The sequence below is a fragment of the Acidimicrobiales bacterium genome, from assembly GCA_036491125.1.
GTDB lineage: Bacteria > Actinomycetota > Acidimicrobiia > Acidimicrobiales > AC-9 > AC-9.
Window position 1 is genome coordinate 1 of record DASXCO010000040.1, and the last position, 13,558, is coordinate 13,558.

A 13,558-nucleotide genomic window follows, 5' to 3' on the forward strand; every position below is an offset into this window, starting at 1 on the left:
GGGGATCACGCGCATCGCGAACATCACGGGCCTCGACCGCATCGGGATCCCCATCGTCCAGGCGATGCGGCCGAACGCCCCCACTCTGGCCAGCTCGTCCGGCAAGGGCTTTACCTTGGCCGCGGCGACCGTGTCGGCCGCGATGGAAGGTATCGAGCTGTACTTCGCCGAGCAGTTCCCTAAGCGCGGGGAGGGCCCGGAGCACGGGATGACCGTGCGGGCCACGCACCGGGAGCTGGCGGCGGCGGGCCTGGTCTGTGACAGTGAGCTGCTACCGATGTCCCGCTGTTCGCTGTTCAGTCCCGACGAGGCCGAGGACTGGACGATCGGCTTCGACCTCATGACCCAGGGCCCGATGGCAGTGCCGTTCGACCTGGTGACCATGATTGCGGGCTATCAGCGGGACCACGGCCGCCTGTCGTACCAGGTTGGATCCAACGGGCTGGCGTCGGGAAACGTCTTTCTCGAAGCGGTGTGCTCGGGGCTGGCGGAGGTGATCGAGCGCGACGCCGTCACCTGCACCACGCTGCGGTTCGGCGGGCGCGTGGAGCTTGCCCCGGCGGTCGATCTCGGGGGAGTCTCCTATCCGCCGGTGCGTTCGCTGGTGGAGCGCCTGGAGCGCTGCGGACTCTCTCTCGTCCTCTTCGACTGCACGATCGACACCATGGTGCCGTGCTATGAGGCGTTGATCTTCGACGACCTGATCCCCGACACCGGCACCTTCCGCGGGTACGGAGCCCACCTCGATCCCGAGGTCGCCATGGTGAGGGCGCTGACAGAGGCGGTGCAGAGCCGCGGCGTCTACATTGCCGGCTCGCGCGACGACTTGATGAGCCTCGAACACCGGCGCATGCGCCGCCCCAATACGGCCCGCCCCACACTCCTCGAGCCGCATACGACCGCCCGCTCGCGGCCATCCTCGGCCGCGGACACCTTCGAGGCAGACTGCGTCACGTTGCTCGAGCGCCTGGCCGGGGTCGGACTCGAGCACGCGATCGTCGTCGAGCTGACGCCGCCCGATTTCGATGTGTCGGTCGTGCGTGTAGTGGTCCCAGGCCTCGAGGGCTACAACTCCTTCGCCTACTACTCCCGAGGGCTCCGGGGCGGGCGCGCGGCCGCCACGGCAGCGGCGGAACGCTCGGACACGAGGGAGGTGACCGGGTGAGCGACGGAGCCGCACCGAGCAAGGTCGTGGTGTTCCTGGGACCTACCGTGGCCGCGGTCGAAGCGCGATCGATCCTGGCTGAGGCGGACTACCGACCGCCCGTGGCCCAGGGGGACATCTTCTCGATGCTCGGTGCCGACGCGCCCGATGCGATCGGGATCGTAGACGGTCTCTTCTACCAGGACCTCCCCGTGTGGCACAAGGAGATCCTCCACGCCCTGGCGGCAGGTGTGGCCGTGTTCGGCGCCTCGAGCATGGGGGCGCTGCGGGCCGCCGAGTGCGCCCCGTTCGGCATGGTGGGGGTAGGCGCCATCTTCGAGGCCTACGCCAGTGGTGAGCTGGTCGACGACGACGAGGTCGCGGTCGCGCACGGCGGTCCGCAGTCCGGTTGGCGGCCACACACAGAGCCGATGGTCAACCTACGAGCGACGATGGAGCTCGCAACGCGCGAACGGCGGATCCCGCCGGTGCTTTCGGGACGCTTCCTGAGTTTTGCCAAGCAGGTGTGGTTCCCGGAGCGGACGCGCCAGCTCCTCTTTGAGAGGGCCGATGCCTGGGCAGAAGCCGAGGAGGATGAGGCTGCGGTCCGCCACGCCCTGCAGGCCGCCTATGTGGACCAGAAGCGGCTCGACGCCGTGAAGCTGCTCGAGGTCCTCCGGGACCGTCCGGTGGCTGCGTCGACCGAACCGAGGACGGCTCCTTGGATCGAAGTCTCGCGGTGCCACGTCTTTGACGCCTTTGTAGAGCGTGACCGCAAGGTCGAATGCTCGGACATCACGCTGCGCCTCGAGGAGATCGCCCGCTATGTCGCTCTCCACGATCCGGAGTATCCGCGTGTCTATGACCGGGTGCTCGACCGGATGCTTGTGGACGAGCTCGCCGGCGCCTGGGGTGTCGACCCGACACCCGACCAGGTGGCTGAAGAGCTGCGCAGGATCCGGGCGACGCTGAAGATTTCGGACGATGCCGCTCTGGCCGGGTGGTTGGCCGACAACCACGTGGACGAAGCCTGGCTTCAGGCACACGCCGAGCGAGAAGCGCGTGCACGGAGGCTACGAGACTGGGCGCGGATCCGAGCGGGCAAGCGCTTGCTGGTCCGTCCCGTGTTGGACGAGCTGCGGCTGGAGAACCGTTACGCGGCGGCGGCCGAGGAGGCTGCCGAGCACCAGAGAGTACGGCAGACGGCAGGCGGCGATGTCGGACCGCTCCCCGAGGAAGGGGTCGGATCGGCCGCTCCGGCGGTTGATGCAACCGACCTGGTCCGCGACCAGATCCGCTCCGGCGGCTGGCGGCCTGATGTGCCCGCCGATCGCTTCGCGGACGAGGCCGGGTTCGCCGGCATGGCCGACCTGCTCGACGAGCTCGTTGCCGCCCGCACCGTGAGGAGGCGCGCCCGGAGCCACTTGGCAACTCTCGATTCCATCTTCGGGGAGGACCCGCGATGAACTAGATCCCGGACCCGAAGGTTTCATGACCATCACGACGGACAACCACACCAATAAGGAGACAAGATGAGTACAGAGGGAGCAACAGCATTGTTCGAGCGGATGAGCTCGGACGAGGGGTTCAGGACCCAGCTGGAAGGTGCGGCGACCCCGGACGACAAGCGCCGGATCGTGACCGAAGCTGGCTACGACCTGACCCGCGACGACCTGTCCACCATGCGCAGGCTGGCCGGCGCCAGCGACCTCTCCGACGAGGATCTGGAGAAGGTGGCGGGCGGCGTCAGTGTTACGCAGGCGGGCGTAGCAGCGGGTGCTGCAGGTGCCTTGGCGGCAGTTCTCCTATGAGCGGTCGAGCAGGATGCTGGCACCTGACCGCTACCCAGCAGAGCCGTTAGGAGCACGGTCAGCAAGCAGCACGAGCGGACAAGCTGCAACCGCGCGTTACCAGCGGGTGTGTCCGCACGAGGAGCTCCCGCGCCCGCTGGAGGTGTCGAAACCCAGAAGGAGAAGCGCCGGGTCGTTCCGCCCGTGGACCAAGACTGCTAGTGCGGCCGCGGTAGGTAGAACCTGAAGCCGATGCACGACATGTCAGCGCGCCCACCATCCGGATGCTGGCTGGCACCAGCGAGCTCTCCGATGAGGATCTGGAGAAGGTCGCAGGCGGCGCGTGTGCGGAGACGTGGATTGTCGTCGGCGGTGGCACCGTTATTGGCTCTGCAGCTGTAGCAGCAATCGCGTGACCGCTACCCAGCAGACCGCGGGAGTGAGGAGACAACATGAGTGCCGAGGGAGCAACGGCGTTCTTCGAGCGGATGAATTCGGACGAGCAGTTCCGGAACCAACTGGAAGCGGCCGAGACCCCGGAGGAGAAGCGTCGGATCGTGACCGACGCGGGCTACGACGTGGACACCGACGACCTGCCCACCATCCGGAGGCTGACCGGAATGAGCGAGCTGTCCGACAAGGATGTGGAAAAGGTGGCGGGCGGTTTGTCCATTACTCCGGGCGGTGCGCCCGGTCTGTACGATCCGAAATGGGCTGACCTCATCACGTGGTTGGGATCATGACTTCAAGTCGATGGGAGTCCGACCATGACTGCTGCAGCAGTCGTCTGACCTCTGCTACTGCGGCGGAGGCAGCGACCACCTGAAGCCAGTGGACGACATGTCAGCGACGTCGGACATTCCACCCCCGGTGGTCGTGCTCGCGCCGGCTCGATCGTGCTCGTCGGTGTTCGTGGCGATGCTCGGCCGCCATCCGGAGTTGTACGGCTTCCCTGAGCTGAAGTTGTTCGCACACGACACCGTCGGAGACGTGCTCGATGCACCTCCGAGGCTTCCTTCGTTCCAAAAGCTCTTACTCCCTCAGCACCCTGCTCCCGGCCTCCGCCGGGCGGTCGCCCAGGTGGTGTTCGGCGGCCAAGACGCAGATGCGCTGGCGGGTGCCGAACAGTGGCTCACCGAACGCCGGCACTGGCCCACCAGAGACGTTCTCGCCGTGCTGTTGGGCCAGGTGGCGCCGCTCGCGGGAGTGGAGAAGTCCCCGGAGACCAGCTTCGACGAGGCCGGACCCGGCCGGGCGCTGAAGTGGTACCCCTCCACTCGCTTCATCCATTTGGTCCGCCATCCGGTGACGTTCCAATGGTCGATGCAGAAGACGCTGCTGCTGTTCGACCATCCCGACGTGTGCGCGACAGCATGGCTGTCGTCGCATCGCCGAATCGAGGCCTTCTGCGCAACACTCCCGCCGGGTCAGGCCATGTTGGTGAGAGCGGAGGACGCACTGTCGGCTCTCGACTCCTGCTTGGGCGCGATAGCCCGGTTCCTCGGCGTGAGTGGTGAGGTGGCGGCGCTGGATCAGATGCGTCACCCGGAGGGTTCTGAGTACTCCGTCGGCGGCAGGGGACAGCTGGATGGCTATTGGGACCCGGGGTTCCTGGCGAGCCCTGAGCTGCGTCCACCGGTCGTGCCCGCCAGCCTCCGAGCACCGCCCGAGTGGGATATCCCGGAGTCGCTGAACGAAGAGATGGTCGAGCTCGCTGTGTCGTTCGGGTATACCGACGACCCGATCCGACATCAGTGATTTGGGCGCGTGCTCGGAGCCGAACTTTCCCCCTATGAGAGCTGACGAAGGGCGAGCTCGGCGAAGCGGCCCCCGGTCGCCATCAGCTCGTCGTAGTTGCCCTGCTCCACGATTGTGCCCTGGTCCAGCACCATGATCGTATCGGCCTCGCGGATGGTCGAGAGCCGGTGGGCGATCACCACCCGCGCCGCCCGCAGCCTGGCGATGGCCTCCGCCACCTGCGCCTGGGTGCGGTTGTCGAGTGCGCTGGTGGCCTCGTCCAAGAGGAGAATCTTCGGTTTGGCGACCACCGCCCTGGCGAGGAGCAGTCGTTGGCGTTGGCCGCCCGAGAAGGTGGAAGCTCCCTCGGATATGAACGTGTTCATCTGCATCGGCATGTCGCGGATATCGTCGGCGATCCCTGCGACCTCGGCCGCCTCCCAGGCATCGTCCATGGTGAGCTCACGGTTGCCCACGATGTTGGTGAACACGTCGCCTGGCAGCAGGCGCACGCTCTGGGTGGCCACGCCGATCTGACGACGCACCGCTACCAGGTCGAGCGAGTCGAGGTCCTTGCCGTCGTATCGGACGGTCCCCACTTCGGGCATCTCGAGGCCGAGCAGTAGGCGCATGACGGAGGACTTGCCAGACCCCGAGGGACCCACCAGGGCGACGAAGGCGCCGGGGTCCACCTGAAACGACACGTCGTCGAGCACGGCGGGCCCGTCGGCGGTGTAGCGGAAGCCGAGGTGGCTCACCTCGATCGCCCCGGACAGCGGCCCCGGATCCTCACCGCCCTCGGTCACCTCCGCTGGGGTCTCGAGCACCGGGCGCGCGCTGTCGTACAGCGGTCGGGCCTGGGCGAAGAACACCGCGACCCCGGTCAGCCCGGCGAGAGCCGCCAAGGACTGGCCGAAGGCGGTGTTGAAGGCGATGAAGGTGGCGGAGGACACGGTGTTCGTTGGGAGGGTGGCCACCGCCAGGAACAGTGCCGCCGTCCCCACCGCCGTCGTCGCAGCCGTGAACGCGGTGACGGCGGCGAAGCCCCGCTGGGAGGCGACAAAGGCCTCCTTCAAGGCGCCGAAGCTGGTGGCCCACTGAGCGAAAGCCCGCCGTTCGGCGTTGGCCACCCGCAGCTTGCCCACCCCGTCCACGAACTGCATGGCCAGCCCGAAGGAGTGTTGGTTGGCCTCGGTCTGCGCGGCGAGGTGGGAAGACTGGGTGCGGGTGTACAGGAAGATGCCCACAGTCCCGGCCACTATGACGAGCAATGCGAACAGCCCGAGGCGGGGCTGGAGGTAGAAGGCGAGGCCAAGGTTGAAGATCCCGATAGGCACTGCCAGCATGCTCGTCGTCACCACGGCGGTGGCGAGGGCCTGGATCTGATCGACGGCCATCACCCGCCTGGCGAGGGATCCAGAGGAGTAGCGACGGAAGAACGAGAGGGGCAGGTCGACCACGCGGTCGCAGAGGGCGGATTGCAGATCCTTGGTGACGTGGCCGCTGATGCGGGCGAGCGCTTGACGCTGAATCACCGAGAAGCCAAAGCTGCCAACGGCAAAGACGATGAGCAATATCGTGAGGCCGAACAGCACCCCTGACTCCTGTCCCGGCACGACGGTGGAGAAGATGTACTTCGTGACGAGGGGGGTGATCAGCGACAGCACCCCGACCGCCAATCCCAGCAGAGCGAGCCGCCAGAGGTCCGAACCCATCGAGCGCCGGAGGAATCCCAGGATCCCTCGCCCACTCACCTCGTGGCGAGGAAGGGACCGGTAGAGCATCGCCGCCTCGTCGCTCACACGCTCGGCAACGGAGGCGTCAACCCGGCGCGTGGTGCCGTCGGCGGGGTCCACCAGGTCCATCGACCCCGCCCGACGGGGAAGCAGGGCAACAGGCTTTCCGTCTTCCAGGGTGCCGTAGAGGGCGCCGACGTCCTGGCGCCACCAGCGACCCTCCAGCGCCACCCTCCGCCAACGGAGTCCTGAGCTCCGTGCAATGGCGTCGACCCGGTCGAACCCCGCGACGTCGCCCAGGTGCTCAGGCGATCGAATCTCGACCCCCGTGGAGGCTGCCACCATGGACAGAGCCCGGACAGTCGGATCGTCGGTGTCGGGCTCGACCAGCCGGTCTCCGGACGGCTCGAGCACCCGGCTCAGCTGGGTGTAGATCCGGGTGTCGAGGCGCATCTGCTCTTGGTCCCGCCCGGCAAGAGCCTCACCAGCGGCGGCCTGGGCGCGTCCCATGCGGACCTGCAGTCGACTCAGGGCAGCACGGCAGAACAGCTGGAGGCCCCGCCAGCCTTCAGGTCGAGCGAGGGTCTGGGCACCGGACTCCGCCACGATCGAGCTCGCCCGGTCGGCTCGGATCCACGCGGATGCTGGAAGGGGCACCGCGGCCCCGTCGTGCTGTCCACCATCCGCAAATCCGGTGTCGCCGAACAGCCGCAAAGCCTCCAGATCAGCCCCGGCATCGATCCATACGCTTCGGCGCACGGGCCAGGCCACCTGCCCCTCGGACATCTCGGCTCGTTCACCGGTGACGAGACCAACGCCTTCCGCGGGGCTCGGGTCCCCCACCGCCTGGGCCAGGCGCTCCACCCAGGACTCGATGGCGTGAAGCACTTCGCGGTCGGCCAGCCTCGGGGGTACCGGGCCGTCCGTCTCGGCCGGCAGAGCCACGGGGCTCACGATCGTCTTGGCGACGAGGCTGACGAGGAGCAGCTGCACCTCGCTGCCGAGTGGAGCGGGTAGGGCCCAGTCTCCCTCCTCGAGATAGGCGACCGGTATGCGCCTGCTACCTTCACCGAGAAGTGCGAAGACCTGCACCCGCCCGGACTCGACTCGCCAGGCACGACTGGGGTCGTCCATCCATAGCGGGGCATTAGCCAGGAGAGGGCGCTGGGCGTTCTCCACCGTGGTGCCGTCTTGGTCCGTCACTGTCCGACCAGAGCGGAGTACTGCCCGCCCCTTGCGACGAGGTCTTCGTGACGGCCTCGCTCGACCGGCTGACCATGGTCGAGGACCACGATCTCGTCGGAGTCCCTGATGGTGGACAGCCGGTGAGCCACGATCAGACAGCTGCATCCTCGCGCCCGGAGGCGTTGGTCGATCTCGGCTTCGACAAGGGCATCAAGCGCCGCAGTGGCCTCGTCCAGGATCAAGATCGCCGGATCGGTGGCGAGCGCCCGGGCGATCTCGAGGCGCTGGCGCTGGCCGCCTGACCAGTCCGCTCCACCCTCCAGGATGGGTCGTGCGTACCCCCCAGGTCGACGCATGATGTCGTCATGGATGGCTGCGTCCGAAGCGGCCCGCACGATGGCTTCCTCGGTGATGGTCGGGTCCCACAAGGTGACGTTGTCGGCGACGGAGCCTTCGAAGAGGTTGATGTCCTGGTCGACGAGCGACAGCGTTGCAGCCAGCTCCGCACGAGGCAGTGCGCGCCGGTCGGTCCCGTCGACCTCGATGGACCCCGACCACGGTCGGGCCAGGCCGGCCGCCAGGCGGGCCACGGTGGACTTGCCGCTGGCGGTGGCCCCGACCAGCGCCACCCGCTGCCCCGGTTCGACCCGGAGCGACAAGCCCTCGATGAGGGGCGGCTCGAGCGGGCTGTAGCCGAAGGTGATGTCTCGTAGCTCGAGGGCTCCCGAGAGCGCGAGGGGGCGGTGGGAGGTGCCCCCAGCGCGCGATCGACCGTCGCCGGACCGACCGTCGCCGGACCGACCGTCGCCGGACCGACCGTCGCCGGACCGACCGTCGCCGGACCGACCGTCTCCCGACGAGGAGACTGCCAGCTCGAGGTCCGGATCAACGGGGTGATCGAGGACGTCGTCCAGCGTCACGAGGTTCGCTGCCGCCGTGCGGAGGGTCTGTCCGAAGCCCACCAGCTGTCCGAGGGGTCCCATGAATCCCGCTACCAGCACCTGGAATGCGGTCAGGGTGCCGAGCGAAAGGTGGCCGCCGATGACCTGCCAGGCGCCGACACCGATCACGGCTGCCGTGCTGATCGACGTGAGCATGATGGGCGCCGCCGCGGTCGTCGACGTGGCCAGTGACAGGTCCTGCTGGGCATTGACCAGCTTGGCCTGTTGGCCCGCCCAGCGGGAGAAGAACGAGGTCTCCTCGCTGGTGGACTTGAGGGCTTCGATGTTCGCGAGTCCGCCCACCATCGTGGCCAGCGCCGTCCCCTGGGCGGACACGATGCGGTCGCTGGCGTCACGCTGGCTCCTGCGGCCCCACGTTGCCACCAGTATGTTCCCGCCGGCCAGGAACAGCGTGATCAACGTGAGCTGCCAGTCGTAGATGAGCATGAGGACGACGTAGAAGAGCGCCGTGACCGAGCTGAGGAGCGTGGCCGACAGCTGACTCGACAACAGAGTGGCGACCTGGTCGTTCAGCTGGATGCGGTTCACGACGTGGCCGGCGTAGCGCTGGGTGAAGAACGACACCGGAAGGCGCAGCGTGTGAGCAAAGAAGCTCGTCGACATCGAGACCGACAACTTCGTCGAGAGCCGGAGCAGCACCAGCTGTTGCAGCCAGGTGAATGCGATCTGGACGATGGCGGCAAGGCCCACGGCCGCCACCAAAACCCACAGCCAGCTGGTGTCGCCGGCCCCCAGGTACTGATCGACGAAGATCCGCACCGACGCCGGCACGAGCAATCCCGGCACCAGGAGACCAATCCCGGCGAGCAGGCAGAGGACGAGCGCCGGGTGTGCCCCGACGAGGCGGTCGATCAGGCCCCTGGTCGCAGACGGCGGCGCGCCGTCGCGCACGAAGTCATCCCCTGGACTGAGCACCAGGGCCACGCCCGTGAAGGAGGCGTCAAACTCGTCCCACGTGACGATCCTCGACCCGACGGCCGGGTCCTGGAGGCTCACCCCCGCCTTCGAGGTGCCCTTGATGACCACGAAATGGTTGAAGTTCCAAAACACGATCACGGGGAGCTGGAGCTCGTCGAGGTCCGCCGGGTCCAGGCGCATCCCCTTGGCCTCCATGCCGTAGCCGCGGGCGGCGCGCAGGACGTTGGCCGCTCGAGAGCCGTCGCGCGACACCCCGCAGGCCGTCCTGAGGTCCTCGAGAGGAACCCATTTGCCGTAATAGGCCAGGACGATGCCGAGCGCCGCCGCCCCGCATTCGAGTGCCTCCATCTGCAAGATGGAGGGCGTCTTCACCTGCCGGCGCCGAACTGCCCGAGGAATCATCTCCGTGGCTGTTGAGCTCATCAACGCCTCAGATCACGTTGCTGATGGGATGATGCGAGCCCACGATGAACTTCGGGTCGGCCGGCAACCCTGGCGGAAGCCTGCCCGGCGGGCCCTGTCCCCTGCCCCACGCGATCCCGCTCGGGGTGGACGCTGGCGTCATGCTGACAATGACCTCCTTGGTGGGACCCAGGGACTTGAGCACGTCGACCAGCGAGGAGTTGTTGGTGAGGGACTGCACACTCTCGGGGTCCACCGGGTATTGACTTACCGCCGCCACCTTTCCCTTGGCGTAGCCGTAGGCGCCGCCCAATCCGGCGATGTCCACCTGGACCTCAGTTCCTCGGGAAAGCCCGTTCGCGGTCTGATCGGACACATAGCTGTAGACCACGAGGGGCCGGTCTGTGGGCTGGACCAGGCCAAGGACCTGGCCGGCGCCCTCAAAGGTCCCCGAGAGGGGATACGAGGTGACTACCACCCCGGTCAGCGGCGAGGACACCGGGTAGCTCGGCGGAGGCCCTGGAGTTCCCTGAGCCACCGGTGGGGTCACCGTTGCGAGAACCTGGCCCTCCGACACTTGGGCCCCCACGGTCAGGGCCGGGGAAGCTGTCACGGTTCCTGCTATCGGCGTGCTTGCCGGGTGGAGTCCTCCGACGGGAAGGTAGATACCCGCGCCTGACAGCGTGGTCGGAACGGTGGCGATCACGGCCCAGGCCACCGCCGCGGCGACCACGAGCAGGAGGGCGACGAGCGCCACCCACTGCAGGGGCAGTGCCGCCCGGACCACCCGGTCGAGCTGTTCGGGCGACGAGACGCGCTCGAGGGCCTTTCGCCGGAAAAGGGCCGTGCTCACAACGACCTGGCGGACACGAACATGCCCTCTCGCAACGTGATCCCCCCCTTTTTCGGAGCCTCGCCACTCCGCACCAGTAACGATAGCGAGCCTTCGGCCTCCGCGCCGAGGGTACCTGTAGGAGCAAGTCGCAGTCGGCGGTCAGCCCCGAAAGGAGTAGACCCGGGTGGCAGTCACAAGGACGGCTGCCCAGCGTTCCTCTCGCATCACTCGGTCCCAGGTGTCCCAGTCGTCGTGGGGTCCACCGAAGGACGTGTAGATCTCACCACGCAGCAGTCTGAGGCGCTCCTCGTCCACTCCGGGGTGCGGGTCGTCGGGCCCGATCAGCTGGGCCACGCCTTCGACTGTGATCCATCGCCACCCCGCTCGCACGACGACCGCAATCGTGGGGTCGGCGCGCAGAAGGTCGAGCTTGCGACTCCCACCTGCGGACACGAACGCCACCACGCGGGTGTCCTCGAGAGGATGGGGCACAACGCCGGCATTTACCACGGTGGCCTGGGGGGTGTGATCGGCGCGGCAGGTTACGACGACGCTGAGGCCGTGGTCGAGGGCGACGAGCCTTTCGAACGGCGTGAGGTCGATCATTGTCCGTCTCCTTACGGCGGCCGGGGACGACGCTGCCTCTGACCGGAAAGCATGCCAACTCCTACGCCACTCAATGTCGTCGCCGGTTGTCCGGGCTAATGGTCAGGGTGGCAGGCCTGACGGCGCGAGCACTTCGGCTGGCGCAGAACTGCACATAGCAGCTGGACGGGGGTGGGCTCGAGCACGGATTTCAAGAGGTTCCACACCGCCTGTGCTCGGTTTAGTGGACATCGGCACGGGCATTTGAGTATTGTTGTCTTGTCGCAGTCTATGGCGGCCTTACGAAAGGGGGGGGCTGTGGCGGATAACGCTCGCGTGGAGCTCGTACGCAATCTCGGGGCGGTGTACAACGACGCCTGGGAGAACGAGGCGCTCATGAACCGGTTGGTCTCAGAGCCTCGCACGGTCCTGGCCGAGCATGGCATAGAACTGCCAGCGACGGTCACGGTTGAGGCCAAGGTCGTGGCGGATATAGGGGATGCAGAGCTCTCGCTCGATGAGTGGGACCGCATGGTCGACAGGGGGTCGGTCGTGCTCAAGACGACGGCGTCACGACCCGACGGTGCAACCACCACTGAGCTCTCCGAGGAGCAGCTGGAGGGAGTCGCCGGCGGAGGGGGGGACCTAAGCAGCTGCTGGTTCCTCTGCGGCCTGTAGACGTGGTTGAGAACGCTCGTGTAGATCTCGTGCGCAACCTAGGGGCGGTCTTCAACGACGTCTGGGAGGACGAGGCGATCAGGGGTCGGTTGATCGCAGAGCCCCGCACCGTCCTGGCCGAGCACGGGATCGAGCTGCCGGCAACGGTCAAGGTAGAGGCCGAGCTCGTTGACGCTGTGCCCGATGCTCAGCGGAGGACGCTCGATGACTTCGTGGCCGCGTGGGACCGCATGGTCGAGAAGGGATCTGTCGAGGTCAAGGTGACGGCGTCTCGACCCGCCGGTGTTACGACCACAGAGCTCTCTGATCAGCAGCTTGAGGGAGTTGCCGGCGGAAATATAAACCCCGTCGGCATCTTCGGGGCGATGTTTTGCTTCATTGTTCCATGATCCGCCCGCTGGTCAGCGAGGTACGACAGGCTCCCGTGGACGAGAAGAGCAGGATTTGACGAGCGTTAGCTGCTCCCTGTTCGGGTGCCGTCGTATTTGACGAGCTGACCCGGCCGATGCGAAAGACCCGCCCAGTAGATGGTTGTGGATCCTCACGGCGCGCTCAGGCTACGCGCTGATCTGCAACTGGGACGGGTCGAGCCCGGGCGAGTAGAGCTCGCCGGAGAGGGCCGGACTGTCGTCGTGCAGGGCGACGCGGCCTCGGCGGTTCTACCCCTGCTGGACGGCAGCCGCACCCTGGAGCAGGTCGCCATGGAGCTCTCCGGGCAACTGTCGTTGACCGAGGTGGTGGCGGTCGTCGGCGACCTCGAGCGTCGGCGCTACGTCGTGGACGAGCCCCTGGATGGCGACCGGCAGGTGGCGGCCTTCTGGGAGCCGATGGGGTTGGGCGCAGCCGAGGCGGCCGACCGCCTGTCCCGGACCACGGTCGAGGTCGTGGCCGTGGGCGCCGTCGACGTCCAGCCATTGGTCGATGCCCTGGAGGAGCTGGGGGTACGAGTCGTGGCGAGCGATCAGGCTTCGGTGGTCTGCGTGTTGGCCGAGGACTACCTCTGCGATGAGCTCGACGGGATCAACAAGGCCATGCTCGGTGCTGGCAGGCCGTGGCTGCTGGCCCGCCCGCTCGGCGTCGAGCTGTGGCTCGGCCCGCTGCTGGAGCCCGGCGCCACGGGCTGCTGGGCCTGTCTGGCCCGAGCCCTGTCGGCTGGGGATCCCGCTGCCAGCCGTCCACCATTGTCGCTCGGCAAGTCGCCCGGTGCCCAGCGGGCACTGGCTGGGCTGGTGGCAACCAAGGTGGCCGAGGTCATGGTCGGCGGCACGATCGAGGCCCTGAGAGGCCGGCTCGTGACCATTGACTCGGCGACGCTTTGCTCCGAGACGCACCTCCTCGTGCGCTACCCCGACTGCCCGGCCTGCGGGGTGGCCACCCCGAGGCCGGCCCAGGGGCCGCTGGTGCTGCAGCCGACGCCCAAGGCGACCCGCGAGGGAGGGGGTCATCGGGCCCGGTCGCTCGCCGAGACTCTGGCCAGCCTCGAGCAGCAGGTGAGTCGCCGCCTGGGCGTGGTTCGCGACCTCAAACCCGCCGTCGGCCCCGAGGACGCGGCCCTCCACGTGTGGACGGCCGGTTTGCGCTTCCCC

The 13,558-nt window shown here is 67.5% G+C and carries 12 protein-coding genes; 8 read left to right on the forward strand and 4 right to left on the reverse strand.

Annotation, left to right across the window (positions count from 1 at the left end; translation table 11 throughout):
- The 5 genes from VGF64_03300 to VGF64_03320 all read left to right on the forward strand — a co-directional run.
- Positions 1–1,165: YcaO-like family protein (locus tag VGF64_03300; GenBank protein ID HEY1633760.1), on the forward strand; the 1,165-nt coding region annotated here is incomplete at its 5' end.
- A complete protein-coding gene (locus VGF64_03305) occupies positions 1,162–2,610 on the forward strand; it encodes a TfuA-like protein (GenBank protein HEY1633761.1) in 1,449 nt (482 codons plus the stop codon). The genes VGF64_03300 and VGF64_03305, both read left to right, overlap by 4 nt.
- Positions 2,611–2,676: 66 nt before the next feature.
- Positions 2,677–2,955 (forward strand): Nif11-like leader peptide family RiPP precursor, encoded by a 279-nt coding sequence (locus tag VGF64_03310; protein ID HEY1633762.1) that lies wholly within the window; start codon positions 2,677–2,679, stop codon positions 2,953–2,955.
- Between the two features lie 431 nt (positions 2,956–3,386).
- Positions 3,387–3,677, forward strand: coding sequence for a Nif11-like leader peptide family natural product precursor (locus tag VGF64_03315; GenBank protein ID HEY1633763.1), 291 nt, complete (start codon positions 3,387–3,389; stop codon positions 3,675–3,677).
- Between the two features lie 97 nt (positions 3,678–3,774).
- Positions 3,775–4,692 carry a sulfotransferase gene (locus tag VGF64_03320; protein ID HEY1633764.1) on the forward strand — a complete coding sequence of 306 codons (918 nt, stop codon included), beginning with the start codon at positions 3,775–3,777 and terminating at the stop codon, positions 4,690–4,692.
- Between the two features lie 32 nt (positions 4,693–4,724).
- On the opposite strand, the gene VGF64_03325 is transcribed toward VGF64_03320, so the two are convergent.
- The 4 genes from VGF64_03325 to VGF64_03340 form a co-directional block, all read right to left on the reverse strand.
- A complete protein-coding gene (locus VGF64_03325; GenBank protein HEY1633765.1) occupies positions 4,725–7,610 on the reverse strand; it encodes an NHLP bacteriocin export ABC transporter permease/ATPase subunit in 2,886 nt (961 codons plus the stop codon).
- Positions 7,607–9,895 carry an NHLP family bacteriocin export ABC transporter peptidase/permease/ATPase subunit gene (locus tag VGF64_03330; protein ID HEY1633766.1) on the reverse strand — a complete coding sequence of 763 codons (2,289 nt, stop codon included), beginning with the start codon at positions 9,893–9,895 and terminating at the stop codon, positions 7,607–7,609. Before VGF64_03330 ends, VGF64_03325 begins: the two co-directional genes overlap by 4 nt.
- Positions 9,896–9,902: 7 nt before the next feature.
- Positions 9,903–10,727 carry a hypothetical protein gene (locus tag VGF64_03335; GenBank protein ID HEY1633767.1) on the reverse strand — a complete coding sequence of 275 codons (825 nt, stop codon included), beginning with the start codon at positions 10,725–10,727 and terminating at the stop codon, positions 9,903–9,905.
- 141 nt (positions 10,728–10,868) lie between these two features.
- Entirely contained in the window at positions 10,869–11,315 is a 447-nt protein-coding gene (locus tag VGF64_03340; protein HEY1633768.1) for a pyridoxamine 5'-phosphate oxidase family protein, read from the reverse strand.
- Positions 11,316–11,630: 315 nt separating this feature from the next.
- Here VGF64_03340 and VGF64_03345 point away from each other — a divergent pair, with 315 nt between their 5' ends.
- The 3 genes from VGF64_03345 to VGF64_03355 all read left to right on the forward strand — a co-directional run.
- A complete protein-coding gene (locus VGF64_03345; GenBank protein HEY1633769.1) occupies positions 11,631–11,972 on the forward strand; it encodes a hypothetical protein in 342 nt (113 codons plus the stop codon).
- A 29-nt stretch (positions 11,973–12,001) separates the two neighbouring features.
- The gene (locus tag VGF64_03350; protein HEY1633770.1) at positions 12,002–12,361 is read left to right on the forward strand and encodes a hypothetical protein; all 360 of its coding nucleotides are present in this window, start codon (positions 12,002–12,004) and stop codon (positions 12,359–12,361) included.
- A 138-nt stretch (positions 12,362–12,499) separates the two neighbouring features.
- The coding region (locus VGF64_03355) for a TOMM precursor leader peptide-binding protein (GenBank protein ID HEY1633771.1) at positions 12,500–13,558 on the forward strand (1,059 nt) is incomplete at its 3' end.